The sequence below is a fragment of the Stieleria bergensis genome (assembly GCA_007745635.1).
Classification (GTDB): domain Bacteria; phylum Planctomycetota; class Planctomycetia; order Pirellulales; family Pirellulaceae; genus Stieleria; species Stieleria bergensis.
Window position 1 is genome coordinate 2,885,017 of the sequence record CP036272.1, and the last position, 26,797, is coordinate 2,911,813.

21 protein-coding genes are annotated in these 26,797 nt (G+C 55.5%); 6 read left to right on the top strand and 15 right to left on the bottom strand.

Annotated features, from left to right (window positions below; genetic code table 11):
- Positions 1 to 181: 181 nt before the first annotated feature.
- From SV7mr_RS25890 to SV7mr_RS09960, 3 genes are all read left to right on the top strand, one after another.
- Positions 182 to 2,953 (top strand): hypothetical protein, encoded by a 2,772-nt coding sequence (locus SV7mr_RS25890; protein ID WP_473163683.1) that lies wholly within the window; start codon positions 182 to 184, stop codon positions 2,951 to 2,953.
- Positions 2,954 to 3,781: 828 nt separating this feature from the next.
- A complete protein-coding gene (locus SV7mr_RS09955) occupies positions 3,782 to 5,368 on the top strand; it encodes a polymorphic toxin-type HINT domain-containing protein (RefSeq protein ID WP_145271560.1) in 1,587 nt (528 codons plus the stop codon).
- A gap of 15 nt (positions 5,369 to 5,383) precedes the next feature.
- Entirely contained in the window at positions 5,384 to 6,094 is a 711-nt protein-coding gene (locus tag SV7mr_RS09960; RefSeq protein ID WP_145271562.1) for a hypothetical protein, read from the top strand.
- Positions 6,095 to 6,361: 267 nt separating this feature from the next.
- Here SV7mr_RS09960 and SV7mr_RS09965 read toward each other — a convergent pair whose 3' ends face one another.
- Positions 6,362 to 6,745 (bottom strand): hypothetical protein, encoded by a 384-nt coding sequence (locus SV7mr_RS09965; RefSeq protein WP_419188344.1) that lies wholly within the window; start codon positions 6,743 to 6,745, stop codon positions 6,362 to 6,364.
- A 2-nt stretch (positions 6,746 to 6,747) separates the two neighbouring features.
- Here SV7mr_RS09965 and SV7mr_RS25270 point away from each other — a divergent pair, with 2 nt between their 5' ends.
- A complete protein-coding gene (locus tag SV7mr_RS25270; protein WP_473163684.1) occupies positions 6,748 to 7,065 on the top strand; it encodes a transposase in 318 nt (105 codons plus the stop codon).
- Positions 7,066 to 7,350: 285 nt separating this feature from the next.
- On the opposite strand, the gene ispG is transcribed toward SV7mr_RS25270, so the two are convergent.
- Together ispG and SV7mr_RS09980 are read right to left on the bottom strand one after the other, a co-directional pair.
- Positions 7,351 to 8,490: a (E)-4-hydroxy-3-methylbut-2-enyl-diphosphate synthase gene (gene ispG, locus SV7mr_RS09975; RefSeq protein ID WP_145271566.1), complete on the bottom strand. Its 1,140-nt coding sequence runs from the start codon at positions 8,488 to 8,490 to the stop codon at positions 7,351 to 7,353.
- Positions 8,491 to 8,661: 171 nt separating this feature from the next.
- Entirely contained in the window at positions 8,662 to 9,834 is a 1,173-nt protein-coding gene (locus SV7mr_RS09980) for a glycosyltransferase (RefSeq protein WP_145271568.1), read from the bottom strand.
- Between the two features lie 312 nt (positions 9,835 to 10,146).
- Between SV7mr_RS09980 and SV7mr_RS09985 the strand changes: the two genes are divergently transcribed.
- Together SV7mr_RS09985 and SV7mr_RS09990 are read left to right on the top strand one after the other, a co-directional pair.
- Positions 10,147 to 10,344: a hypothetical protein gene (locus SV7mr_RS09985; protein ID WP_145271570.1), complete on the top strand. Its 198-nt coding sequence runs from the start codon at positions 10,147 to 10,149 to the stop codon at positions 10,342 to 10,344.
- 648 nt (positions 10,345 to 10,992) lie between these two features.
- A complete protein-coding gene (locus tag SV7mr_RS09990) occupies positions 10,993 to 11,685 on the top strand; it encodes a class I SAM-dependent methyltransferase (RefSeq protein ID WP_145271573.1) in 693 nt (230 codons plus the stop codon).
- A 125-nt stretch (positions 11,686 to 11,810) separates the two neighbouring features.
- Here SV7mr_RS09990 and SV7mr_RS09995 read toward each other — a convergent pair whose 3' ends face one another.
- From SV7mr_RS09995 to SV7mr_RS10055, 12 genes are all read right to left on the bottom strand, one after another.
- A complete protein-coding gene (locus SV7mr_RS09995) occupies positions 11,811 to 12,515 on the bottom strand; it encodes an NAD-dependent deacylase (protein ID WP_145271575.1) in 705 nt (234 codons plus the stop codon).
- A gap of 25 nt (positions 12,516 to 12,540) precedes the next feature.
- Complete coding sequence (locus SV7mr_RS10000) at positions 12,541 to 13,752, bottom strand: XylR family transcriptional regulator (RefSeq protein WP_145271578.1); 1,212 nt, start codon at positions 13,750 to 13,752, stop codon at positions 12,541 to 12,543.
- Positions 13,753 to 14,039: 287 nt separating this feature from the next.
- Positions 14,040 to 15,560: a sulfatase family protein gene (locus SV7mr_RS10005; RefSeq protein WP_419188345.1), complete on the bottom strand. Its 1,521-nt coding sequence runs from the start codon at positions 15,558 to 15,560 to the stop codon at positions 14,040 to 14,042.
- A 246-nt stretch (positions 15,561 to 15,806) separates the two neighbouring features.
- Positions 15,807 to 16,280 carry a hypothetical protein gene (locus tag SV7mr_RS10010; RefSeq protein ID WP_419188346.1) on the bottom strand — a complete coding sequence of 158 codons (474 nt, stop codon included), beginning with the start codon at positions 16,278 to 16,280 and terminating at the stop codon, positions 15,807 to 15,809.
- Between the two features lie 188 nt (positions 16,281 to 16,468).
- Complete coding sequence (locus SV7mr_RS10015) at positions 16,469 to 16,726, bottom strand: DUF4404 family protein (RefSeq protein ID WP_145271582.1); 258 nt, start codon at positions 16,724 to 16,726, stop codon at positions 16,469 to 16,471.
- Between the two features lie 118 nt (positions 16,727 to 16,844).
- On the bottom strand, positions 16,845 to 17,324 hold the full coding sequence (locus SV7mr_RS10020; protein WP_145271584.1) for a CBS domain-containing protein: 480 nt from the start codon (positions 17,322 to 17,324) through the stop codon (positions 16,845 to 16,847).
- 483 nt (positions 17,325 to 17,807) lie between these two features.
- The gene (cysK, locus tag SV7mr_RS10025) at positions 17,808 to 18,749 is read right to left on the bottom strand and encodes a cysteine synthase A (protein WP_145271586.1); all 942 of its coding nucleotides are present in this window, start codon (positions 18,747 to 18,749) and stop codon (positions 17,808 to 17,810) included.
- Positions 18,750 to 18,956: 207 nt separating this feature from the next.
- Positions 18,957 to 19,967, bottom strand: a complete 1,011-nt coding sequence (locus tag SV7mr_RS10030; protein ID WP_145271588.1) for a 2-oxoacid:ferredoxin oxidoreductase subunit beta — start codon at positions 19,965 to 19,967, stop codon at positions 18,957 to 18,959.
- A gap of 58 nt (positions 19,968 to 20,025) precedes the next feature.
- Positions 20,026 to 21,888 carry a 2-oxoacid:acceptor oxidoreductase subunit alpha gene (locus tag SV7mr_RS10035; RefSeq protein WP_145271590.1) on the bottom strand — a complete coding sequence of 621 codons (1,863 nt, stop codon included), beginning with the start codon at positions 21,886 to 21,888 and terminating at the stop codon, positions 20,026 to 20,028.
- A gap of 610 nt (positions 21,889 to 22,498) precedes the next feature.
- Positions 22,499 to 23,824, bottom strand: coding sequence for a hemolysin family protein (locus tag SV7mr_RS10045; protein ID WP_419188347.1), 1,326 nt, complete (start codon positions 23,822 to 23,824; stop codon positions 22,499 to 22,501).
- Entirely contained in the window at positions 23,821 to 24,417 is a 597-nt protein-coding gene (gene ybeY, locus SV7mr_RS10050; protein WP_419188348.1) for an rRNA maturation RNase YbeY, read from the bottom strand. The genes SV7mr_RS10045 and ybeY overlap by 4 nt, the downstream gene beginning before the upstream one ends.
- Positions 24,386 to 26,776, bottom strand: coding sequence for an HD family phosphohydrolase (locus SV7mr_RS10055; protein ID WP_145271594.1), 2,391 nt, complete (start codon positions 26,774 to 26,776; stop codon positions 24,386 to 24,388). Before SV7mr_RS10055 ends, ybeY begins: the two co-directional genes overlap by 32 nt.
- Between the last annotated feature and the right edge of the window lie 21 nt (positions 26,777 to 26,797).

The window sequence follows — 26,797 nt, forward strand, 5'->3', positions numbered from 1 at the left end:
CTCGTCAATCCGGCAATTCACCCAATTTGTCGGAATGGCAATACTTTGCCACCTATTTGGAGGGGGTGTCGAGGGGGAAATTCGATTGATTCCCGCTTGACCCTGCAATTCCCACGACGATAGGCTTTGCATCTTACCTTACTGCCATTTCAACGATTCCTCTCGTACAAAGTCCCCTGAAATGAACCCACTGGAACTGTTTCGTCGTAACCAAAAGGTCATGATGACCGGTTTGATTTTGCTGGCGATGTTCGCGTTTGTCGTCATTCCCTCACTGGGCGGCTGGCTGGGCAATGGCCCTGCAAACAGCGATCCCGTGATTGCTGAATTTGATCAAACCCAGCTGCACGCCAGTCAAGTTGAACTCTTCACGCAAAATCACCACCGCGCGGTTCAATTTCTTAGCGCCCTCTATCAAGAAACCGTCACCCGTGGCGGCACACCGAATATTCCTGGTGCTTCCATGGGGCAGCTAGGGATCAGCAGCCAACCAAGTATTGGCAACTCGATCAATACGATGCGTTACGCCTCTGAAGCCGAAAAGCTTGGCTTTGAACTCGATGAAGCTCGAGTGGACGACTGGTTGCAAATGTTTTGCGACTCCAAGCTGACTCAATCTCAGCTGGAAAGTATGTTGCGGCAGCAAACCAACAACGCCATGGGGCGGTTGCAACTGTACAAGGTTCTGCGGGCTGAACTGCTGTCCAACATGTACCAGCAGGTCGCGTATTCCGGCGTGGTCAGCTCGGGCCGTGGTTTCCCAATGCCACTGGCCTCTCCTGTTGATCAATGGAGTAACTTCAAACAACTCAGTCAATCTGCAACGATCAACGCAGTGCCGTTCGAAGTGGAAGATTTCTTAAGCAAGGTGACCACTGAGCCTTCAGAGGCTGACATTGAAAAGGTTTATGAAGAAGGCAAGGAACGCTATCCCAGCACGTTTTCACCGCAACCGGGATTCCGTCGCCGCACCTCCGCCGAAATCAGTTATGTCGTCGCTGATCTGGACACTTACGTTGACAAGCGAGTTGCTAAGCTCACCGAAGAAGAGATTCGCGCTCGGTACGACGAAATGGTCGCCAAAAGTAATCCGCTGGTTCTCAATGACCCCGGATTCGGTGGCGGCGCTGGTTTGCCGCCAATGACCCTGACTCCAGAATCGACTCTGGATGATGAAGCAGCGAACGGCGAAGCAGCCAAGCCCGAGGAAGCTGCAGAAGGTGAAGCTGACAAGCCAGAAATGAAGCCAGAGCCGGCTAAGCCAGAACCGGCTAAGCCAGAACCGGCTAAGCCAGAACCGGCTAAGCCAGAACCGGCTAAGCCAGAACCAGCTAAGCCAGAACCAGCTAAGCCAGAGCCAGCTAAGCCAGAGCCAGCTAAGCCAGAGCCAGCTAAGCCAGAGCCAGCTAAGCCAGAGCCAGCTAAGCCAGAACCAGCTAAGCCAGAACCAGCTAAGCCAGAGCCAGCTAAGCCAGAGCCAGCTAAGCCAGAGCCAGCTAAGCCAGAGCCAGCTAAGCCAGAGCCAGCTAAGCCAGAGCCAGCTAAGCCAGAGCCAGCTAAGCCAGAGCCAGCTAAGCCAGAACCAGCTAAGCCAGAGCCAGCTAAGCCAGAACCAGCATCGGTTGATGACACTCCAGAGAAGCCTGTTGAGGATGGTGGCGAGCAATCCAGCCTACTGAGTCCAATGGAGGCCGCCGTTCGCTTGGTCGCTTTTCAAGAGGAAGGCACTGGATCAGCGAAGCCAGCTGAAGAAAAGCCAGCTGAAGAAAAGCCAGCTGAAGAAAAGCCAGCTGAAGAAAAGCCAGCTGAAGAAAAGCCAGCTGAAGAAAAGCCCGCTGAATCTGCTAAGCCCGAAGGGGAAGAGGCTGCGACTCCCAGTGCTGAACTCGGCGATGAAGCTGACAAGCCGGAAGAGACGCCTGAGTTCAAGACCTTTGAAGAAGTCCGCGATGAGGTCGCTCGATCGATGGTTGAGGTTGACGCCGTAGCGGAACAACAGGCTGCGCTTGACGCAGTGGAAAAGGTGCTCAAGGACTACGCCAGTGATTACGGTGTCTGGGTCAACATTGACCAGAGTGAAGGTGACCCACCAGCTGAGCCAAAGATTCAAGAGATGGCGACGAAGCTAGGCCTTCAGTTCGTTGAAGTGGGCCAGCGTGATGTGGTGACCATTCAAGACGCGACCGAGCTGATGGAAACGTTGCTGGTCAGCGCACGTGGTTTCATGCGATACAACGAAGCCTTGTTCGGAAGTGATGGCAACCAGGGGGCAAACCTATTCCGCCCCGTGGAGACACGTAACATGATGTCCATGCCGGCTGATGGAAAGGTGTTTTTGTCTTGGAAGACTAGCCAAGTGGAAGACCACGTGCCTGAGCTCGAAGAGTGCCGCGAAGATGTGATCCTGGCGATTCGGACTGCCGAAGCTCGGAAGCTTGCTGAGAAAGCAGCTCAAGATTTGGCTGACCAACTCGGCGATGGGAAAACGCTTGTAGACCTGGCGCCAGAAGATGACGTTCGCAAGGGGGCGCGATTCAATTGGAAGGGCCAGGTCGGGATGAATCAGTTCACCCGTCAGCCACAGTATGGGATCAGCGATGTGCCTGGCTTAGGTGCCAAGAACGAGAACGGGGACGAAGATCAGCCCACAGGTCCGGGGGCGCCTCCTAAGTTCGCTTCGATTCAAGTCGACAACGATTTCATGGAGGCCGTCTTTTCGGCCGCTGACCAGAAAGGAATCGTTGGATCGGATTCGGGTCAGAACACTTATTACGCGATTGAGCGTGAGAGCATGAACCCCAGCGACTCCACGTTGTTGGACTTGTTCGAAAATGCTCAGAATCGATCCCAGGCCTCGCAACTGCCGATTGATGACGTCGGTGAAATCCTCAATGGGTTCTCAACCGAGCTCAATAAGCGAACGGGCTTTAAAGCGAATTTGGAAGGAATCTGATCCCGCCAGACCGCCTCCTTTGTAGGGTGCGTGCAAGCCCGGCACCCTACGTCTGTGCCGAACGCCGTAGGTGTTCCATACTCACAGCCCAGGGTCGCGCAGCGCACCCTGGGTGAGCGTTGCGATCCATCTGCCGAACGCCGTAGGTGTTCTACACTCGTCGCCGGGCGAACCAAGACAAGCCCGGCACCCTACGTGCGTTCAAAACGTTGGTGCGTGCAAGCCCGGCACGCTACTTCTGTGCCGAACGCCGTAGGTGTTCCATACTCACAGCCCAGGGTCGCGCAGCGCACCCTGGGTGAGCGTGACGTTCAACCTGCCGAACGCCGTAGGTGTTCTACACTCGTTGCCGGGCGAACCAAGGCAAACGCGGCACTCTATCGTCGTTTAAATTCCAGACGACTCTGTCCAAACTCGCCAAAGCCTCGGCAATGGAACCACGAAGGACACGATGAGCACGAAGGGATAAGTCATTGAACGACCTCGCGGGCGAGATGTCTTACTGCGTCCCATTTACTGCCGCCGCTGCGCGACTGAGAGCGTTCCAGTGTGGCAGTAACCGAGTTGAAGCCCTGATCGGCCCCGGATCACAGAGCTGAGATTCGAAGAAAAGCTCCGTGTTCTCGGCGCCTCTGTGTTTCGATCTTCTTCGCAACGCAACTGCAAACGCGCTCCCCGAAGCCAGGCGGGACTAAGGCAAGGCTTCAAGACCTGGCCGATGAACGAAACAACACCCTCGCGTTGTCTCACAGTCGTCGACTCTGCTCGCCCGCTCTATTGGCCGTCTTGTTGCATACCGGTTTGCGGGGCTGTACGATACTGGCCCCGATGGACTCCCGATCAGCTCTCTCAAAGTTGACCACCACCATGCAAGAACTTCGCGTGATACGGCGCACCGATCAATCCTCTGACCCCGATACAGAGAACGCGCCAAGTGAAGCCCCTGCGCCGCGGCGTTTGCTTCGGCTGTGCGCTGCTCTTGTGATGATCATTTGTGCTGGATGGCTGCTGATCGAATCGATGCGCAGTGATTCACAGCCAGACTTATCGCCTTCCGCCGTGACTCCGGTCGATTCGTCTCAACAACCACGCAGTGCCACCAAAGCGATCAAAGACATTCAGGTTGGCGAGCGTGTATTGGCGGAAAATCCAGAGCTCCATCAGGCTCAGCAAACTGATTACCGCGAGCCCGACTGGAGCCAGTGGCTGCAGCTTTCGCTTGTGATGCTCAACGAGGACGGCAGTGAGCTGAACATCGAACTGCTGCGCAGCGAAGGCTGGGTGCGCAGCCAGTTGGTTCCGATCCATGCACCTTTTGCTGACCAGACTGCAAGCAACGACTCACCACAGCAAGTCGAGCTTATTTCCGAAGATGCATCGCTAAATCCCGGAGACGTCCCTGGCGTTCCGCTCTCGCCACTTCGTCTGGTGTTTCGCGAACTTGTTTTTCAGCAGGTCATGCTCGAAGCGGTAGATCGGGAACTGATTGGCATGGCGGTGGAAATGGACTTGCCGGAACTGGCGATCACCGGGTCGGCGTTGCTGGTAGACATGCAGGTGGCTCCGTTGATCAAGGTGGGTCAAGGGCGAGTGGTCACGGCAACGTTTCAGCACACGAACGCGGACGTCATTGATTTGACGATTGGCGATGCAGTTGAACGTGAAACCATTGGCACGACAAGCAATCACCCATTCTGGTCAGAGGACCGTCAAGCGTTCGTGCAAGCGGGCACGTTGAAGAGCGGCGAACGTGTAAGGACATACTTAGGTGACCACAAGCAAGTCATCTCGCTGCGAGCACGCCCCGGCCCGCAAGAAGTTTACAATCTAGAAGTCCACGCCGAACACGTCTACTACGTCGGCGAGTTCGGGACCCTGGTTCATAATGCAGCAGGCTACAATGTTGATGCCCCAAGTGGGGCAAGCCTTGGTTTTGATGCGACACATAGGGCGACAGCAGCTTATCAAAGACGTGGAAAGGCGTATTTGCAGCGATTGCAATCGAGGGGCATCACAAACGAAACCGATGCGACTCGGATTAGAGCGTTGTCCATCTTGCAACGAATTTCGAATCGACAGAACCGAATACTACAGAGGAATCCAGACTTGCTTGACGATTTGCTATCTGATAACCAGCTACGAGCTATTGAGGACAAAGGGGACTGGCTAAAGAACATGTTTTACGGATCGGTTCTTGAGAAGCAAATGGTCGCAAGAAGGATTCAGCGGAGCCCGACATTGAGTTCGCTTTACGAACACGTTGGCGATCTGGCTGGCCCCAATGGAATGAGAGTGGATTTTGAAGGACGGGGACTCTTTCAGGGATTGGAATTTGACTTGACTACAGAGTTGCAGTTTTTGACAAAGCTCAGAAAATATGGCTCAGAAGTCCTCGTGCCAACGTATCGGCGATAGAGGGTGGAGACAGAAATGGAAATACTAGGACAGACGTTCAAAGGCAACGTACTCGACGAAATGCCCGCTGAATGGAACGCAATTGAATTCAAAGATTGCATTTTCACTGGGGGAGGGATCGGAATGAAGGTTCGCCATGTCGCAGACCGACTGGTGGTGAGAAGCGTAACGGCTATGAACTGCACGGTGGACACGGTAACAGTGGGGCCAGTGGTTTTTGAAAATCTACATGTTGAAAATCTCAAGACTACGCAGCATTTGTGGCTGCCAGGATGCGCATTTAGGTCTTGCGTCTTTCGGGGGAAGATTGGCGAGGTGCTGCAATTTGACAAAGCCGATCCGATGGCTCCACGAACCGATAAATTTAACCAGCAGTTTATTGACGACAATGAAGGAATCTGGTCAGACGTCGAATGGTCGTTGGATATTTCGGAAGCAGAGTTTGACGATTTGGATCTCCGTGGAGTGCCTGGAGAAACAGTCAGGATCAACACTCTGAATCAAGTTTGCGTTGATTTCGGAAGGTCGCACATTGCTCAAGAGTCTGGTGCTTTCGACGAACTTAGCGGCTTTGCGAAAATGGTAATGAAAAACGGTTTGAAGCGAAGGAAAGAATCAAAATACAACTTCGTCCTTACAACAAACCCGTCTTCTCGTGACTACCAAGAGATGAGCGAGTTTTTTGAGTGGTTGGCAAAGAATGATCTGCTGTTGACTTCACCATAGCTCCAATCACTTCCCCTACCTCCTTTCTCACCTTCTTAACCCGGTGCAACGCAGGACTCCCTAACTCTTCCCGACCCACCAAAACAGAAGGCGAAATCCCCGAACGAAGACAATCCCAAACCGCCACCCCTAACTCACCGAACTTCTCCATGATTTCGTCCCGTAGGAAAGCTTGGCTCGGCTCTTGGACCACCGCTCGATCATGTGAGGTGAGAGGGACAGATCTCAAGCATTTTTGGCGGTTTTGAGCTTTCTGAATCAACTTGGCTATTTCATTTCTGACTGATGCACCAAAGCGGCCATCCAGTGGTCCGTGTTTGTCTGGGTTGTAACCTCGAAATAGCTTGCCGGGTTCGTCAGGAGTTTGGTGACGATGTGTTGGAGGTGATCGTCGAAGTTGGCTTTTCTTAGCTGGGATGCGATGTAGTTGCCCCAATTGAGTCCTTTGAGCGTTTGATATGTTTCGGCGGGGATCTTGTCCTTGATGGCATGGAGTTGCTGTTGGCTGAGAAACGGTGGCAGGACACGGTTTTGACGTCGCATGATGGGAAAGAGCCGTTGTGCCATCGATTTTGGTAGAATGAAGTCATGGGCAGACCAAAACGAGCTGACGAGGCTGGCGGGGTTTACCATGCGTTGAATCGTGGTCATGCGTGTTCGATGATCTTTCCAAGTGGGAGGACAACGCGGCTTTTGAACGCATTCTCTCTGAAGTGATTCAACGGTATCCATGCCAAATCCTTGCTTATCAACGGGTGCCCAATCACTGGCATTTGGTTCTTCGCTCTCATCAGGACGGGGCGATGAGCGATTTTATGCACTGGGTCACTTTGGCCCACACCATGCGGCTACACTCTTATTCCCACACCTCGGGTGAAGGGCACGTCTATCAAGGCCGCTTCAAGAGCTTTGCCGTCCAGGACGATGATCACTTCCTATTCGTTGCCGCTACGTCGAACGTAACGCGCTAAGAGCCAGGCTTGTGGATCACGCTGAGGACTGGCGCCGGGGCTCGCTGGCTAGATGGTGGTCCCGAATTGAGCCAGAGCCTCATTTGCTTGCACCGTGGCCTATGCCCTGGCTACCTCAAGGCACCATTCGGGGCAAGTTGGAAGATTGCTGGTGAGCGCGGGGGCCTTCAAGGACACGGCGTTACAGCCGGGTAGGTTGCCACGATGTCATTGGTGCGTGCAAGCGCGGTACCCGGCGGAGGGTGAGGTCATTGGGGCACTCTACGGGCTTGCACGACGGGGCTGTTACGGCGTCTTCTCGGCGATGATGGTGTCCAGTTCTTGGCGGAGCCGAGGCAAGATTTCGTCGTATCCGAATGCTCCCAGCGGTTCTGGGCCGCGCTTGAGATTCACTTTTGCCGGGCCGCACCAAAGTCCTAAGTCGGCGTCATCGGTTTCGCCTGGCCCGTTGACTCGGCATCCCATGACGGCAATGGTGATGTCGTAGTCCTTGGCAAACTCCGTCATCGCTTTGACTTGTTGAGCCAGGTCGATGAAGGCTTCGTTCTCAACTCGAGAGCAACTGGGGCAGCTGATGATGTTCAGCGACTTTTCGTTGAGCTTGACGACGGACCGAAAGCGACCCGCATAAATGTCGTCAATGATCTCCTGGCCGGCTTGGACTTCTTCTGGTTTGCGATCGTTGGGCAGCGTGAGAGAAACGCGGACGGTGTCTCCGATTCCTTTGCCGATCAGCTGTTCGAATGCGATTCGAGTTTTGATAATGCCGTCCGGTGGCATACCGGCTTCGGTGACTCCCAGGTGCAGCGGGACATCGCTGCGATGGGCGGCGAAACGTTGGTTGACGTCAATGACTTTTTGGGGGTCGCTGTCTTTGAGAGACACGACGTAGCGATGAAAGCCCAGTGAGTCGACAAATTCACAGTGCTCCAAGGCGCTTTCCAGCATCGGGGTGATCGAATCGCTGGGATCGTACTTCTCTTTTTTGGCTGGATCGACGCTACCACAGTTCACACCGATGCGGATGGCGCAATCATGTTCGGCAGCCTGGTCGATAATGAAGCGAACTTTTTCTTGCCAGGGTTTGTCTCGCTGGTGGTGGTACAAGTGCCCGGGGTTGTAGCGAATTTTGTTGACGTGGGGAGCAACATGTTGCGCCAGGCGAAAGTTCTCCTGCAGGTCGACTGCGAGGTTGGCGGTTGTTTGAGCGCGGATCTCGCCGAGTGCCGCGGCATCTTTCTCGCTGTCAACAGCGATTCGCACGACCCCCGCGCCGGCTTCGCGGTACGCTTCGGCCTGGGCGACGGTGGCGTCAATGTTTTGCGTCTTGGTGGCCGTCATGCTCTGCACAGCGATGGGGTGACCGTCACCAATGATGATGCTGCCGATGGCCACAGGGCGGGTCGCATTCCGATTGATTGCCATAGTATTTAATCACGAAGTCCAAGATAGATTGCTGAACGTCTCTCAAGACATTCTCCGCTCCTGTAAACCTATCGCCGCCGGCGGTCTTCGACCAGCCCTGTAGCCGCGGCCGGAGAGGCTTGGGGACCGACGCAGGACCCCGACCGACGCTGGACCCGATGTCGCGAATCGCTAGCGTCCACAGAGCTGCTGATACAGTTGTTGGTAACGCTGGATCATCAGTGAGTAGGAAAACGATTGGCTGGCGTGCTGGCGGTTCCGCTGGCCAAGTTCCTTGGCTGCGATCGGGTCTGCGAACAAAGTCTCGGCCAGGTGTCGCATTTGGGGGCCGTCGCCAATGGGAAAAACCTGAGAATCGCTGCTGCGCTGTGTTGATGGGGCTGATTCGGCGTCTGTGAATAGTTCTGCGGCGCCTTCGATCTTGCTACAGACGATGGGCAGGCCGGCCGCCATGGCTTCCAGCACCACGTTGGGCATGCCTTCGTAGCGGCTGGGAAGGATCAGCATTGTCGCCGCCTTCATGAGCGGAGCGATATCAGCTTGCCAGGGCAGTCGTTTCACGGCCTCGACACCTGTTGTTGACTGGCGGGCGCGAAGCCGATCATCCGAGTTGATTTGCTGGATCCAATGCTGCAGTGATTCTCGTAGCGGGCCGTCACCGACCAGCAGCAGGCGACGCTTGTCTCCGGCAGCCAGCAAGCTCGCTGCCTGGGCTTGCAGAAGCTCCAGGCCTTTCTGCGGGTGCAACCTGCCGACGAAAAGGGCGACTTGGGAATCCGCTGGCCAACCCAGCGTCTGCCAATCAAACGGGATCGCCTGTTCAAAACGAGCCAGGTCAACGCCATTGGGAATCACGGTGCAGCGTTGGTCGGCAAGGTGCAGCTTGGCTTGTGCTTGCTGGGCGATCGCTTGGCTGACCGCGACAACATGATCCATCGGTCGCATGGCCCAGCGCAGGACGCGCCGCCGCAAGGGACTTGGCGTCGCGACTCGCAGACCGCCGACAAAGTGTTTGACTTGGTCTCGGCCGATGCTGGCAGCCGCTAGCACATGCGCGTGGAACAGAAAGCTTTGCAAAACATCAACGTTCCGCTCACTGATACGTTTGCGCAGCCAGCGCCGGGCGGCTAGAAATTGACTGGGGCGACGAAAGCCACCGAATTGAACGTCGACACCGGCTTGCTGGAGTTGATCCACCAAGGCACGTTGCTCACCGATCGGTGGCGCATCAATCGAAAGCACGCGAACTAAGTGTCCTGCATCGTGCATTCCAATTGCTAAGTGCGTGATGGCTTTTTCGGCACCACCAACGTTTAGCTCTGTGATCAGAAAATCAATGTCCATAGGGGCAGATTGTTGATCGCTAAGACCAGCTTTACGGAGGGCAATGAATGTCTTTTTATTGGTATCGTTTTGCTGCTACGTCTGGGTGAGTGGATCTTGGTCAGCTTGCTGGTGAATAATGGTTTAGTTGTTTCAGGCTTCAAGGGATTAGGAAGATCCCGCAATGAAGAGACTTTCGAAGGGAATCGATGAAGATTTTGGTGCCAAGTTTATGATAAACATCCAGCGGAAGTCTCGCAGAGTTTTTGCGGCAAACGCTTTTTGGGTGCGACCAAGATCACATCTAGCTTCAAACCAATACGAAGACGCACTATGTTGAAATCAACAAACACAGCGGGCGAATCCTTGCTGACCATTGCTTCAGTTCATGGATTAACTGAACGCGTTCGAGTTGGCACTGACGGGGTCGTTCCGATGCTGCAAGTCAGCAGCACCGATCAACGAGCCAGTTCATCGTCGGCGGGCAAGCAGCAGGACGTTGCTGCGACCAGCAAGCAGAAAAACGGTTGACCCATTGCGGCATCCGCTCGGCCCAGTTCCGTGGTGGGAACGGAGGTCTTTCTTGCCAAGCACATTCCGTGTCTGGCTACCGTTCTCTAGAAAGACGCTTGCGTTGCAGCGCGGACGCTGTTTTTAGAGCCTTCGGTTTCGAAGGTCTGGGTGCCCAGCGAATGGCCGCCCGCCGGTGAGCATGCGGAGAGGTTCTGTGCCTCGAATCTCGATCAGCGCTGTTTTTGGCGGACGAAGTTCCTCTGCTGGTTGGTCTTCCGCATGTTTGGGGGGCAAATGGTGATATGGCGCCACCCGTCTTTTCGCTCTTTTTGTCACAGAAACGTAATTAATAGCGTATTCACAGCGCTCTCATGACGCGTAAACCCTGCCGTCTCAATTGGAGTGGTTTAAGATACGTGGCTAAACATCGTCAATAGAAGCCAACCTCTTCCGGGTCACCATGAAATGGCCCGTTCAAATTGCCTAGGCATCACGGGCCACTTGGTTGTGGTCGTCTGTTGCTAGAAATAGGTCACGTTGCTGCGTTGCGAGTGATCTGATCGATCGCACAGCAGGAGAGGTCTGGCCAGGGTTTGAGAGCGACGGCGGCCGAGATTGGCGCGCAGTTGGGTCGCACTTGTTGGTTGTACTGAGAGCATTCGTCATATGACAAAAACGACGCAGGAAAAAATCGGATCCACATCGGATGTTGCTGCTGGATCCGAAGGCAGGGATTCACCGCGTTTTCCGCATGCTGCTAAGCTTTACCACAATTTGGTGCCCGCTTACAAAGCACTTTGGCCTGCGGTCGCTGGCAAAAACATTCGCAGCGTTGTGCGGAACGACATTCCCTGGAAGCCTGCGGAAGAAGTCCTTGAGGTTGGAGTCGGTACCGGGCTGTCCTTGAACCACTACCCAGACTTCATCAAGCTGACCGGCATCGATTTGTCGGAATCCATGTTGTCCGAGGCACAGGATAAGATCGATCGCCAGGGTTGGGATCATATCAACGTCCAACCGATGAATGCAGAGTCGCTGACTTTTGAAGACAACTCGTTTGACATCGTGACGTCATTTCACACCGTCAGCGTCGTTTCCAATGCTGACAAGATGATGAGCGAGATTGTTCGTGTGTGTCGCCCCGGCGGTCAGGTCTACATCATCAATCACTTTCGCAGCGGAAACCCGCTGATCTCGCGCGTGGTCGATTCCGCCGGTCATGTCACCCGTCACTTGGGATGGCGAACGGATGTTGAATTCGATGAATTGATGAGCAAGTTACCGCTGCGCATCGATGCGAAATACAAGCCGAATCCGTTTTCCTTCTTCACCATCATTCACGCTACTTGTGAAGGTTAGGCAGCGAATTTCGGCAGGCCGATCCCGCGTCTTCAATGCAGTCTGTTCGGAAACTCGACGACTCGCAAACTCACCGACTCGTCTATCCTGCCCGTCCTGTGCACCGCATGATTCTTAGCAACACGCTAACTGGCTTGTTCACGCAGTTGGGCTAGGACTTGCGGCACGGCGATGCTCGCTTTGTCTCGGATGGTTTGGGCAAAGTTTCCGCTTTGCGGCGTCGCATCGAGATTGATTTCGATTCTTTGGCAGTGCGGTGGCGTCGTCTGGACAATACCTGCTGCGGGGTAGACATTTCCTGAGGTGCCGATTGCCAAGAACACATCACAGTTTCTGGCAAACTCGTCGATCTGCTCTAGGCCCAGCGGCATCTCACCGAACCAAACCACGTGCGGCCGCAGGGTACCGACGAGGTCTGGATTGTCAGGAAAGACAGTCGACGTGTTCAAGTCGTCGTGCCAAGGGATGACTTCACCGGTCAATGCACAGCGTGCTTTCAATAGCTCGCCGTGCATCGGCAGAACGTTCTGGCTGCCTGCGCGTTGGTGCAAGTTGTCGATGTTCTGAGTGACCAGCAAGAACTGTCCTGGATGCTGGCGTTCGAATTCGGCAAGTGCCAGGTGGGCTGCGTTGGGCCGGATCGTGTCGTCTTGCAGTCGTCGCCGGCGAAGGTTGTAGAAGTCATGCACGAGCTTTGGATTGCGAGCAAAGCCTTGCGGTGAGGCCACGTCTTCAATGCGATGGCCTTCCCACAAGCCATCGCTGCCGCGAAAGGTCGGAATACCAGATTCAGCGGAGATCCCAGCGCCGGTCAGCACAAGAACGTTCATGATTCACTTTCTTGGAACGGATGAGTTAAGAACCGAAAGATTGATTGGCTTTGGCGCGAATCGAGTCGCGATACTTTCCCGGCGTCAGCTTGACTTCGCGTTTGAACACCACGCTAAAGTATTCGGGATGCTTGAACCCGGTCAGTCGCGAAATCTTGTTCAAGCTAAGGTCGGTTTCCCGAAGCAACTGGCAGGCGCGTTTGATTTGCACGCGGCGGATTTCTGCTTGCGGTGATCGATCCAAGTAGTGTCGAAAGCGGCGTTCTAAGCTGCTGCGCGCGATCGGCACCTGCTTAAGGATATCGCTGACGGTTAAGCCTTCGCAGGCGCCAAAGCGAATCAGCTTGATGGCCTCGGCGACGTCTTCGTCTTCGATTGCCATGACATCTGTTGACAAGCGTTCGGCGATTCCGACGGGAGCAATCTTGGGATGGAGGTTTTTCACTTGCTCGCCGCGCATCAACTGATCCAGCATCGTGGCAGCATGGTAGCCAATGCGTTCTGCGGCCGGGATCACGCTGGAAAGCGGTGGGTCACAGAAGTCGCAGAGGACATGATCATTGTCGACACCCAGCACGGCGATTTGATCCGGGACGGAGACATTGCAACTCTGGCAGGCTTCTAGTACGTGCTGTCCCCGAAAATCATTGCAAGCAAAGACGCCAATAGGGTGTGGCAGCTCCTTGATCCAATCCACGATCTGATCCTGCTGGACCTGCCAGCCATGGTGCCGAGCGATCGTCCACTCCGACTGATGCACCAGAACCCCGGCGTCGTCGCAGTTCGGCCCACCAATGCCTCGCTCCCGCAGTCCGGCCACAAATCCTTGCAAGCGTTGGCTGGACCAATGGTGATCGCTGAAGCCGGCAAACGCGAAGTGTTCGAGTCCTTTGTCTGCCAAGTGAGACGCTGCGGCTCTGCCAATCGCTTCATGGTCGTTGAAGACCGTTGGCAGCGACTGCTCGTCATGAATGTCACCCAAGTTGACCGTCGGAATCCCTGTCTCCCGAATGATCGCCAGCATCTCCGGCGTCGTGTCGCGGGTGATGATGCCGTCGCCGTCCCAGCCACGGAACCAAGCCGGCGGACCTGCCATCAAGTCACGCAAATCCAGCTGCACCGACCAGGGTTGTTTCTCAATCCGAAAACGACTGATCCCCTCCAAAACGCCGCGACCAAACGCCATGGTGGTTTCAACCAACAGCAGAACTTTCGGGCGAGACTTGGTGGGCGACATCGTGGCAACGGGCGAGCAGCGCGAAGGATGGTACAGCGTAAAATGGGGAAGCCATTTTCTCAATGGCCCTGTGATCGGAATCCGTTGGCGTTCAAAACGCGTGGGGTTTTCCAGTTCCAATTCCCCAGGGCAGCGTGGAATCTATCTCAATCGCCCGCGTTCGTCTACCAGGCCGCGGCCAGTGATAACGCGCCAGCGGTGGGTGGCCGGGCGTTGGATCTTGTCGCGCGACAGACCGGTGGCCTGTCGTTGAAACCGCTAGTGGACTGTTGGATAGCTGGCGTTGTTTACTCGTAACGCCATTTCATGATCCAGGGATCATGGTAGGTCTTTTGGAACGCTTTGAGCTTGGCCTGGTATTGTTTCAGGATCTGTTGATGGCCGTCGCTGTCGGCAAGATTGGTTGACTCGTAGGGATCACTCTGCATGTCATAGAGTTCGAATTCGGGGCGTTGCACGTAGCGACCCACAGTCATTTGCCCGTAGTTCGCATCGTCACCCTTGGCCAGTTGTGCTTGCCAGCTACTGGCCGCCCACAGGTCAGAGGCAAACGGGAACGGCAAGGGATGGGCGATGTTCCAAATCAGTTTGTACTTTTTGTCGCGAACGACTCGCATCGGATAGTACATCTGAATCTCATGAAACGTGTGTGACGCCATGATGGTTTCGTGATGCTCGATGGTTGGATCAGCCAGTACAGGCATCCACGACTGACCATGGTATTGGGCAAACGGTTGATTACCGTTGCGGTTTTCCTTGAGAGCCTCGCCACGGTCCTTCCAGAATTTGGCTGCGTTAAGCATTGACTTGGGGCGGTTGAGATCTTGGTCCAAGCCATTGGCGAAGTCCAACAGGCTGGGAGTGATATCAATGTGACTGATCAAGGCGTCGCTGACCACGCCGCGTTGGGTCTGGTAGGGATCGCGGACCACAAACGGGACTCGCAAGCCGCCTTCGTAAACCGTTGTCTTGCCGCCAGCGAATGCCATTCCATGGTCGCTGGTGAAAACAATCATGGTTTTGTCATACAGATTGGCTGCTTTTAGAATCTCGACCAACTTGGCCACACCAGCATCGATTCGCGCACAGGACTGATAGTACTGCGCCAGTTCCTCGCGGGTTTCCACGGTATCGGGCAGAAACGGAGGGACGATGACATCGGCGGGATCAAAGAAAACCTCGTCGACACCGGGATGGCTTTGTCCGTTGGGTTTGTTTCCAAACAGGTCTGGTTTCAGCGTTTGCTTGCTGGTTTGATCTTTGCCGCCACCACGGTGTGGGTCGGACGTGGCAAAGTACAGAAAGAACGGGCGCTGGTCGCTGTCGTCGGTGATAAACGCTTTGCTGGCTTCAGCCATCGCGACCGCATTGCGACCATTGCCTTTGAGATAGGTTTCAAACTGAAACACCGTCTCGGGAGCCACGTGATACTTGCCAATCTGTCCCGTGCGATAGCCGGCTCGTTGCATCACCCGAGGCATGGCCAAGGAAACCACATCATGAAAGGAGGCAAATTTGTGATAATGATGTTGATGGCCGAATTGTCCGTTGCGATGGTTGTGCAGACCACTCATCACCACGCTGCGACTGGCGCTGCAAGAAGCAGTCGTGGCAAAGGCATTGCGAAAGACCAAACCGTCGGCAGCAATCGCATCAATGGCGGGCGTCTTCGCTGCTTGATCGCCATAGCAACCTAACGTGGGGCTTTCATCGTCGGTGATGATGAAAATCACATTCCGCTCGGCGGCGTCTGAGAGTCCAACGGCAGCCAACAAAGCTGCCAAACAAAGCAACGATCGAATCAACATGAACAGCATCCAAAAGCAGGAGAGCATTCAAAAACAAAGGGGGAACGGGAGCCCACAGTATAGTTGGCGGTGACCAGCAGCAGTGACGCCTGTCGACTTTTCTATCCCACCTGATTCAGCAGCGTCCGGGGTTTCGAGGTGCCTTCACGCCAGGCCGCTACCACTGCAGCGAGTGTGGGAACTGTACGCTCTGGCGTGGGCGGATGAACGCTCTGGCGGTTCAGGTTAACGCTCTGGCGGTTCAGGTTAACGCTCTGGCGTGGGCGGGCTCAACCATTCGATGCAAGATCGACGAAAGCCTAGGTAACCGCAGGGGATCGTGATCACACAGAAGGCCGCGATCAGCAATGGATGCACGCCGCTGTTCAGTAGCCGAGCGGTGTCCAGCAGTGGGTCCCCGGTGAACGCTGCGATCGCAAGGTAGCAACCGTTGGCTAGGACACAGAAGTGAGCGATCAGCCATGCCCATGGTTTCCCAAGAGGCCAGGCAATCAACAGCGGAATCAGCACACCCAAGATCGGTCCCGACCAAAGAGTCAGTTTGGGAAAGGGATCGGGGCGAAAGAGACTGTACGGTAGCCTCCAGGGGGCGAGGTCTGCGCTCAGCAGTTTGCCTCCGCCGCAGCAACCGCCGATCAAGTGTCCCAGTTCGTGTGTGAACGTCATCACGCAGTACGAGACCACCAGCAGCCCAGCGAAGGTCGTCCAGCGTGCTGGCATCGGGGTTTGCCTCTCTGGCTGACCAAGTGAAGCTGACCAAGTGAAGCTGACCAAGTGAAGCTGACCAAGTGAAGCTGACCAAGTGAAGCTGACCAAGTGAAGCTGACCAAGTGAAGCTGGGAGGACAGGTCTAAAGCGACAACGGACCGACGGGCAACGTGCTGCCTGGCGCGTCTGGCGTCAGGCCATTAGATGCCCATCTGTTGCAGAATGTCTGCGATCCGACCGACTGTGTCAGTCAGTGTGGGATGGGACTCTTGAAATGCATCGGTCTGTTCTTGCAAGCGTTTGGCCAGCGAGGCAGAATCGACATCCGAATGGTCGAGCGTTTCGGTGATCTGCTTGGCCGCTCCACGCAACTGATCCGCCTGCTGACCGTCGAGCTGGTCAATGTTTTCAAGAGCTTCTTGCAGTTGTTTGAGCGCGGCATCCAGTTCAGTTCGCATCGTTTTCAGGCCTAGAGTGTTTTCATCGGTCACACGCCAAGGCCGCCGAATCCCGGCAGCGTCGGCGATGTTTGCTTCAGCTTACCATGTTTTCCCGACTTTCGTGGGCGAAAACAGGTCAGTCGATCGAATCTGAAATCTGCCCTAAGACATCCATTGTCGAGATGATCCCAACGAGCTGATCGGATGGGCCGGTCACCGGTAGATGGTGGACACGTTCTTTAAGCATCTTGCGGATCGCGCTCAGAGTCGAGGAATCCTGCGGCACCGTTGCCACCTTTTCACTCATGAACGACTGAACCGATTCTTGTCCCATGCTGTGAATCAGTTTATCAACCAAGAAACGCTGCCCAGCCACATCCAGCTGATCGAGGTCCCAAAGATCATCGTCGACATCACGCGCCATGTCCACCAAGTCCGATGTCGAGAGGATGCCGACACAAACGTGCCCGTTATCGATCACGGGCAAGGTTGAAACTCGGTTCTCTTCCATCAGTGTCAGGGCTTCGTGAACTGTCCCCGATGCGTCGATGGTGACCAAGTCGCGGTTCATGAATTCCTTCACTGGCATTTCGTAAACTGTCTTCGAAATCATCATCGTTCACTCCTGTTCGAATTAAGACTGCGATCTGCATCGGCGACGCACCTTGAAGGTGAGCGTGCTGCGCTCAAGAAAGCTTCGAGGCATCTCAATGGAGTACGACAAGCAATGTTCGTGCCAAGTTGGTTGCGATCAAGCAAAGACCGCGAAAGCGTGGAAGGGACGCGATTTCAGTAGGCCCGCAAACGGGCAACGACGTTGCGGCGCGCCAATTCAACACAATTCAGGTGTGCCAAAGTGAGTCAAAGCCGCTCGCTTGACGGCCGACAGACAGCGTGCCGCGAGAGTGCAGCCCCGGCGTGCTTGCCTCTTTCGTAGGGTCCGTGCTTGCACACACCATGGGGCCTAGCTAGAAGCTTGTTAGCGCGTAGCGGTTCCCAAAAAGGGACGTAATCTCATCCGGATTGGACTCCGTGAGATCATTGATGCGTGCAAGCACGGCGCCCTCCGTGCTTGCTTCTCTTGCACGCGAACCGGCGATTACAGGCCCAGATCGCCGAACAAAGGGGTGCTGAGGTAGCGTTCGCCAAGGCTGCACATGATGGTCACAATGCGTTTGCCTTTCATTTCTGGACGGGCGGCCACTTGGGCAGCCGCATAGAGGTTGGCTCCACTGCTGATGCCGGCCACGATGCCTTCTTCCTTTGCCAAACGTCGGCCCCAGGTAAAGGCGTCTTCGTCATCGACTTTGACCACATCGTCAATGATTCCGGTGTCCAAGTTACCGGGGATGAAGCCAGCCCCGATGCCTTGAATGCGGTGCTTGCCGGGGGACCCGCCGCTGATCACCGGTGAATTGACCGGTTCAACGGCGAAGGTCTTGAAGTCCGGATTTTGGCTTTTCAGAAAACGTGACGCACCGGTGATGGTGCCTCCGGTACCGACGCCAGCAACGATGGCGTCGATGCTTTGTCCGCTGTCTTCCCAGATTTCAGGGCCAGTGGTGGCTTCGTGAATCGCTGGGTTAGCTGGGTTTTCAAATTGTTGCGGCATGAAGCCGTTTGGATCACCTGCAGCCAGATCGGCGGCGGTGTTGATCGCACCTTTCATGCCGTCGCCAGCAGGTGTGAGCACCAAGTTGGCGCCCATGGCACGCAGCAGAGCGCGACGTTCGACGGACATGGATTCCGGCATGGTCAATGTCAGTTTGTAGCCTTTGGCTGCACAAACAAACGCCAACGCGATCCCCGTGTTACCGCTAGTTGGTTCGATGATATGAGTGTCGGCGTTGATTTTGCCGTCTCGTTCACCCGCCTCGATCATGGCCACGCCGATACGGTCTTTGACGCTGTTCAGCGGTTGAAAGAACTCGCACTTAGCGAAGATCGTCGCGCCACCTTCAGGGCCCAGACGATTGATTTGGATCATTGGGGTATCACCAAAGGCTTTGGTGACGTCCGAATAAGATTTTCCGCGTGGCATAAGTTCAATCCTCCATGATTGGATAGGTGAACCAACTTGATGGTCGCGAACGATGCGGCCGGTCATTTTGGTGTGATTCGTTGTGTCAGATTAGTCAGCAGCACAATGGCTGCTCGGTTTGCCGGATCAGTTCTTCCTTGATGATCACAGCCAACGGGCGCGGCAACGGACGCCACTGGCATCGTTGCAACAGTCGCTTTAACGGATTCAGTCGACGACCCAGGTGTCGCCAGCGCTGAACAGTTTTTCCAGGTCACCTTCTCCAAAGCGTTCTTTGGCGCTGGTGACTTGCTGGTTGATTTGGTCGTTGTAGGTGGGAACGCCTTCAACGTCTCGCAGGACGCCCATGGGTTCGGGCATTTCAGGGTAACGCATCCGGGCGAGCATCATTTGAATGGATGGATTTTGTTCGCGTTCGTCGTGGATCAGTAGATCATCATCAGCGACGTCGCTCCGGTTGACAACTTCCAGGCGAGTGCCAACCAGTCGGATGCCTTTGTCGGATTCTTTGCCAAAGATCAAGGGCTTGCCGTGCTCAAGTTCGATCGTGTTTTCCGGGCGCTGTGCCTTCTCTTGAGCGTATGCCATTGCCCCGTCGTTGAACACGTTGCAGTTTTGGTAGACTTCGACCAGCGATGTGCCTTTGTGCTGTGCGGCACGTTTTAGCACCATGCCGAGGTGTTTGACGTTGGCGTCCATGCTGCGAGCCACGAAGGTCGCTTCGGCTGCCAAGGCTACCGACAGCGGGCTCAGTGGATGGTCGATGGAGCCCATCGGCGTGCTTTTGGTGACTTGACCTTCGGTGCTGGTCGGGCTGTACTGCCCTTTGGTCAAGCCGTAAATGCGGTTGTTGAACAGGACGATGTTGATGTCCAGGTTCCGTCGCAGCACGTGAATGAAATGGTTGCCGCCAATGGACAACGCATCGCCGTCACCGGTGATGACCCAAACCATCAGGTCGGGGCGCGTCGACTTGAGTCCCGTTGCGAACGCGGGAGCACGGCCGTGAATGCTGTGCATGCCGTAGGTGTTCATGTAGTAGGGAAAGCGGCTGCTGCAGCCAATCCCACTGATGAACACGGTCTTCTCGCGCGGCACGCCCAGGTCTGGCAAGACCTTTTTCATTTGAGCAAGAATCGAATAGTCACCACAGCCGGGGCACCAGCGAATGTCTTGATCGGACGCAAAGTCAGTTGGTTTTAGAACGGGAAGGTTCATATTGTGATGTGAATCAAAAAGAGTTGTCTGTTCGGTTGATCAACAAGCGAGCTAGCGATTAGGCGCCGACGGGTTGTGGCAAGTGGGTTTCGATTTGTTGAATCAGTTCACTGACGGCGAAGGGTTTGCCTTGGACTTTGTTAAAGCCAATGCAGTCGACGAGGTATTCCGATCGCAGCAACATGCGAAGCTGGCCCATGTTTAGCTCGGGGACCAGGACGCGGTCAAAGCGACGCAACAGGTCGCCCAGGTTGGCGGGCAATGGATTCAAGTAACGGACGTGAGCGTGGCTGACGCGATGTCCCGCTTGTTGACATTGCTGAACAGCGGTGTGGCAGGCTCCGTAAGTGCCGCCCCAAGAGACCACCAGCAGGTCACCACTTTCCTCGCCAAAGACCTCTTGGGCTGGGATTCGCTCGGCGATCTTGGCGACTTTTTCAGCACGAAGGTTGGTCATCAATTGGTGATTGTCGGGATCGTAGCTGACGTTCCCGGTTTCGTTCTCTTTTTCCAAGCCACCTAAGCGGTGCATCAAGCCTTCGGCACCAGGGATGGCCCAGGGGCGAGCGTGGTTTGCATCGCGTTTGTAAGGCAGGAACGGTTCGTCGTCTGTCTTGCCTTCGGGGTGTTGAACGTCAATTTTGGGCAGGCTAGACATCTCGGGAATCCGCCAGGGTTCACTGCCGTTGGCGATATAGCCATCGCTAAGCAACATGACTGGGACCATGCACTCAACGGCCAGTCGCCAGGCTTCGATGGCCACGGAGAAACAATCTGCGGGCGATTGTGGCGCGATCACCGGCAGCGGGGATTCACCGTTTCGGCCAAACATGGCTTGCAGCAAGTCACTTTGTTCCGTCTTGGTTGGGAGCCCCGTGCTGGGGCCACCACGTTGGACGTTGACGACGATCATTGGGAGTTCAAGAATCATTCCCAGGCCCATCGCTTCGGCTTTGAGCGCGATCCCAGGGCCGCTACTGGCGGTCACTGCCATCGTGCCACCAAAGGCCGCTCCGATCGTGGCACACACCGCAGCGATCTCGTCTTCCGCTTGGAAGGTTCGGACGCCAAACGCTTTGTGCTTGGTCAGTTCATGCAGAATGTCACTCGCTGGCGTGATCGGATAGGTGCCGTAGAACAAGTCTTTGTTGCTCAGCTTGCTGGCGGCAACCAGTCCCCAGGCTAGAGCTTGGTTGCCCATCACGTTGCGATACGTGCCGGGCTTTAGCTCAGCGGCTTCGACTTGATAGCTTTCGCCAAACGCTTCGGTGGTTTCACCATAGGCCCAGCCAGCTCGCAAGGCTGCGATGTTGGCGGCGGCGACTTCGGGTTTCTTGCCGAACTTGGCTTCAATGAATCGCAGCGTTGGTTCGAGCGAACGACCAAACAGCCAGTACACCAAACCCATCGCAAAGAAGTTTTTGCAGCGGTCGGCAATCTTGGGGCTCAGGCCGTGCTCGGAAACGGCTGTTCGAGTCAGCTTGGTCATCGGGACTTTGAACAAGCGATACTCTTCGTTGATCACGGTCGCATCAAGCGGGTTCGCGTCAACTTTGGCAAGTTTAAAATCCTTCGCCGTAAAGCCATCTTCGTTGGCGATCAGAATGCCGCCTTTGCGAAGGTCCTGAATGTTGGTCACCAAGGCGGCGGGGTTCATCACGACCAGCGCGTCAAGCGTATCGCCAGGGGTGAAGATCTCTTGCTTGGCAAACTGGACCTGGAATCCACTGACTCCGGCGCGGGTGCCACGCGGTGCGCGGATTTCAGCAGGGAAATCAGGGAAGGTGGCCACATCATTGCCAGCCAGGGCGCTGGTGTTGGTCAACTGAGTGCCCAGCAACTGCATGCCGTCGCCCGAGTCACCTGCGAGGCGAACGGTGATTCCAGCGACTGGTTTGACATCTTTGGAAGTCGTTGTCATGAACTATCTTGCGTTAAATCGATCAAGCGGTTGGTCGTGTTTTCTGGTGGCAAACAATCTGGCCGATCCTTCGGCAACGTCTTACTTGGTAAAAACGCCGTTTTCGATTGCTTTGCCCTGCTCTTCGCCGCAGCCGTTTCGGGGCGTCATGGATCCGCCCTGGTTGGACAGCCCATCACGCGAAATCAGTCCTATCACGGCAGGTCGCGCCGCGGCCTCCAAATCCTGGCAGTGTCTCAAATCTCCGTCCGAGTGCAGGCTACAGTCTCAAACCACAGCGGTTAAGCCGCAACCTTTACCAGATGCAGAACGCGTCGCACACAAATTGAAAACACCAAGGGCATGGAGTTTTAGGGTTGTATCGAGTGTTCCGATTCGGAAACTTTCCGAAATTCTAGAAATCCGTCCACAAAAGGTCATGGGCAGAGTCGTCGGCGAGATTGATTTTGAGCCAGAAACGTCTGCCCTGGTTAGCCCCCGATTTGCAAATTGGGCGAATTTTCGCGGTTAAACCGACACTCGCCCCCTGCTCACTCCCGGGCAGATGGACAGTCCCCCCGGTTGGGAGGTCATCGTCAGTGGCCTTACCGCCGGCCGGTCGTGCGGTGCGCTAAACTTCCGCCGGTTCGTAGTGCACTTGGACCATGGTGATGGTCTGGCGGCTGGCTTGGAGCACATGGAACTGAATGTCGCCGATGGTGAATTTGGCGTCGTTCTCCGGAATCTCCCCCAGGTGGCTTAGCACCATCCCGGCGATGGTTTGGTAGTCATCGCTTTCGGGCAACTGCCAGTTCAGACGTTCGTTGATGTCATCGATCATCACCCTGCCGCTGAGGATCGCGGTGAATTCGTCGACGACTTTGAATTGGATTTCTTCTTCCTCGTCCGATTCGTCGACGATTTCACCGACGATTTCTTCCAAGGCGTCTTCAATGGTGACGACGCCAACGGTGTGTTGAAACTCGTCAAGGACGATCGCCATGTGCGATCGACTGTGCAGGAACTCGCGTAGCAGAGCACTGACCGTTCTGTCCGCTGGCACGGTCCAGCAACGTCGGACAAGTTCTTCCAGCGGTCGCCCGGGCGTGCGGCCTCCTGCCAGCTCGGGTAACAAGTCCTTGACGTACAGCACACCAATGACGTTATCCAGCGTGCCATCGTAAACGGGTAATCGCGTTCGGCCGGACGCGATGACTTGTTGCATGACTTCTGGCCAGCTGGATTGACGTTCCAAAGCGTCGATGTCGGTGCGGACAGTCATGATGCCCTTGACGACATCGTTGTCCAGTTCCATGACGTTTTGAATCATCTCGCGCACGCCGGGGCCAAAGAAACCGGCGTTGGTTCCCGCTGCGACGATGGTGCGGATTTCGTCTTCGAGTGATTCTTCCTCTTCGTCTTCGGTTTCCTTTTTGCCGCTCAGGCGAAGTGTCAATGACTCCAGCATACGACGCGGGGTCGACAGTGGGTTCATCGTCAAGGCCAGCGTCTGCCAAAAGGGCCAGGTGTGGTACAGCAGCGTTGTGGAGGCAAACCGCGTGACAACTTCTGGGATCCATGAATGGACGAACAGCATCATCAGCGCGGCAAAGGTGATCCAGCCAACGAACCATTGCCAACCATCGAGCAGCCATGCCAGGCCGAGTCCGCGATCGGCGCCCGCTGCAATCGCTTCCAGGTTCAGCACCATGAAGGCTGCGGTCCCAGCGATCAGGAACAACACGGTCCCAATCATCCGCAGGTACTCACTGCCGCGAATCGCTGCGTCTTGCCAGGTCAGAACGGATCGAAAACGCTCGCGGTTCTTGCGCAGCCTGCAGTAAGCTTCGAAAGAGCGGCCGGCAAACGAATCCAACAGTTCGGCTCCCAGGCCGCCGACGCTGCTAAGCACAAAGCCGACGATCGAGATGCTGATAAAGAGAATAAAACCGGTCAAGGCTTGTTCACCTCCACAGGTTCCAGAGCGAGGTCGCTCGGCCGCAATTGTTCCAAGACGGCTTGCTCAGCGAGTCGCATTGCCTGTTTCTGTGATTCGGTTTGGTCATCCATCCCGCCGATGTGCAGTACGCCATGGATCACGTATAGCAACAGTTCATCCGCTGTGGACCAGCCAGCGTCGACGGCGTTGGCTTGGGCGGTCTCGAGACTGGCAACCAGTTCTCCTTCCAGAAAACCGTTCTGATCGCTGTAGGGGAAACTGATCACATCGGTGGGGTAGTCATGCTGAAGATGCGTGACATTGATTTGATGGATCGTTGCGTCGTCGCAAAATCGGACTCCGATAACGCCCGATGCAAACTGCAGGTGTTCCGCTGCGGCCTCCACCGCTCGTGTCACGGCTTGGTCGGTTAAGCCGAGTGTCTGGCGGCGTTGTTCAAGCGATTCATCCCACAGCACATCGACCTGCCAGTCTGATAGGTCTGGGTAGTCGTCGGGCGTCGGTTCAGGAACGTCTGCGTCTTGTGACGATGGGTCACAATCAGAAGGCGCCGATGAATCAGGCGGGTTGTTGGCTTGGGTATTTGACACGCGCGTGGAAAATTGAAGTTAAGGACTTGGCTAAGCTTTCGCGAACCAAGCGAAGTTGTCGAAAGGTCAGTCCACATTCGTCGAACTGTCCGTCAGTCATTTTCTTTTGTGCAATTTTGTCAACCAGACTTTGAATTCTCGCGGGCGTTGGGTCAACCAAGGTGCGGCTGGCGCTTTCTACAGCATCGGCCAGCATCATCACGGCGGCTTCTAACGTCTGTGGTTTGGGCCCAGGATAGCGGAAGTCTTTGTCACTGACCTGTTCGTGATTGGGGTCTTCTTCGCTACGTTTGGCGGCTTCATTAAAGAAGTATTCGACCAGGGTTGTTCCATGGTGCTGCATGATCAAGTCGATGATCGGTTGCGGCAAATGGTGATTTCGCGCCAGGTCGGCACCGTCTTTGACGTGTGCAATGATCACCAAGGTGCTCATCGCAGGTTGTAGCGAGTCGTGCTGATTGACACCACTTTGGTTTTCGATGAAGTACTCCGGTTTGAACATCTTGCCGATGTCGTGGAAGTAAGCCCCAACACGCACCAGCAAGCCATTGGCGCCAATGGAATCGGCTGCTGCTTCACCGATCGAAGCGACATTGATGCTGTGGTTGTACGTTCCCGGAGCGCGCTGAGCCAAACGTCGCAGCAAGGGGTGGCTGACGTCACTGAGGCTCATCAGGCTGAGGTCGGTATGGACCCGAAAAACCTTTTCGATCAATGGCAGTAATGGCGTGATCAGGGTGGTTGGAACCACAATGAATAAGCCAGCGACTAGGCCTTCCCGGCTGAGCATCAGCAGGATGTCAAAGAAGTGCGTGGTGCCGACTTGATCTTCTAGGTCCAGGCTGCCCGGGGCAGCTGCAATCGCCATCGTGTCGCCTGTGACCAAGCCCACGCCAATGAATGTCAGGGCGGTGATGGCGGCGGAGATGATGCCCACAAACAGCAGGTGGCTATTGGATCTCACCCTCCCGGTGACCAAGGCGACGGTGGTTGCCGCAGCAGCCAGTGTCACCATTTGGGCCAAGTCTTCATTCAAAAAGAGTGTCACGCTAATGCAACAGGCCGACATCAACAGCAGTGCCAAGTCCCGTCCGTACACGATCGCGGCAATGACGGTGCCGACGACAAGTGGTGCAAGTTCGCTGTGATAATGATCCGTCGTCGCCCAGTAGCTGCCGCCGACGGTCAGGACGATCAAGCACAGCAACTTGCCAAGTTTGACTTTGTCTCGCAGGATTGCACGATCATCGACGAAGAAAATATAGCAGCCACACAGCAGCGAGAGCGCCGCCAGCATGCCTGCGTAGGCCAAGAATCGTGCCGCTTCATCGACCGGCCCACGAAGGTCTTGCCAGCGCTGATGTTCATGTCGCAGCAGGGCGAGCTCGGCGGGGTCAATGGTATCACCGGCGTTGGCAAGCTCGGTTTGGCCGGCAAACAATCGCTTCATCGATGGTGGAACGTTCTTGGCTAACTTGGCGCGCGCCTCTTCGCTGGTCGGTTCGTCATACGAAAGCGTCTGGTATTGCGGCAGCCGTTCGTCGATCCACTGAGACACCATGTCGACAACGATGGCACGCTGCTGGTCGGGAACGCTGTCACCGAACAGGGAGCGGAACTCTTCCGACAGCATGGTCTTGATGCGTGGCAGCATCCGCGCCACTTGCACGTCTTCGACGCTGACTTCGATGGAGTCTTCAGGGTCAGCGGTATAGACTCGGATGAAGCGTTGGCTCCCGCGTTCGGGATCGTGCTTTAAGGTTTCTAACAAGCCGTTCTCAAACACTTCCTGAACCATCATGCGAAACGCATTGTCCAGGTTTTCAGCTTCGGTGTCTTCGGCGAGCACTGCTTTGAGGGCTTGGTACTTTTGCTCAGGCGTCGCCGTATCTTCGGTGGCCGATTCGGGCGTGACGATGGTCGTCCCTGCAAAAGCGTCGAACGCGTCCGATTGATCGTCGCTCATTGATTGCAGCGACGAACTATCGCCGACAACCAGTAGCTGGCTTTTCAAAATGGCGCGTAGCTGTGTGAGCTGGTTCGGCAGATTGCGATAGAACACAGGGAGTTCACGCAGCTTTTCCAGTTGGGCCTGTTCGGTTTCGGCTTCGTTCTCGATTTCGAAGCTGACCCGCGCGATAATGTCCCGTGCCGGCATGTCGCCAACGTGGTAAGAGAATCGCGGCCGCCAAGCTTGGCAGACGACCAGTAAAGCCAACGCAGCGATCAGGACCATCGTGACTCGGATGGCCCAATCTTGCTTATCGCTATCGAGCCACCACTGAATGAGCCGTGGTTTGGGGATTCCCAGTGAATCAATGCGCTGCTGGTTGGCACGCGTTTTACCTTGACCGTTCATCACGTTGGAACGACTTGGCGG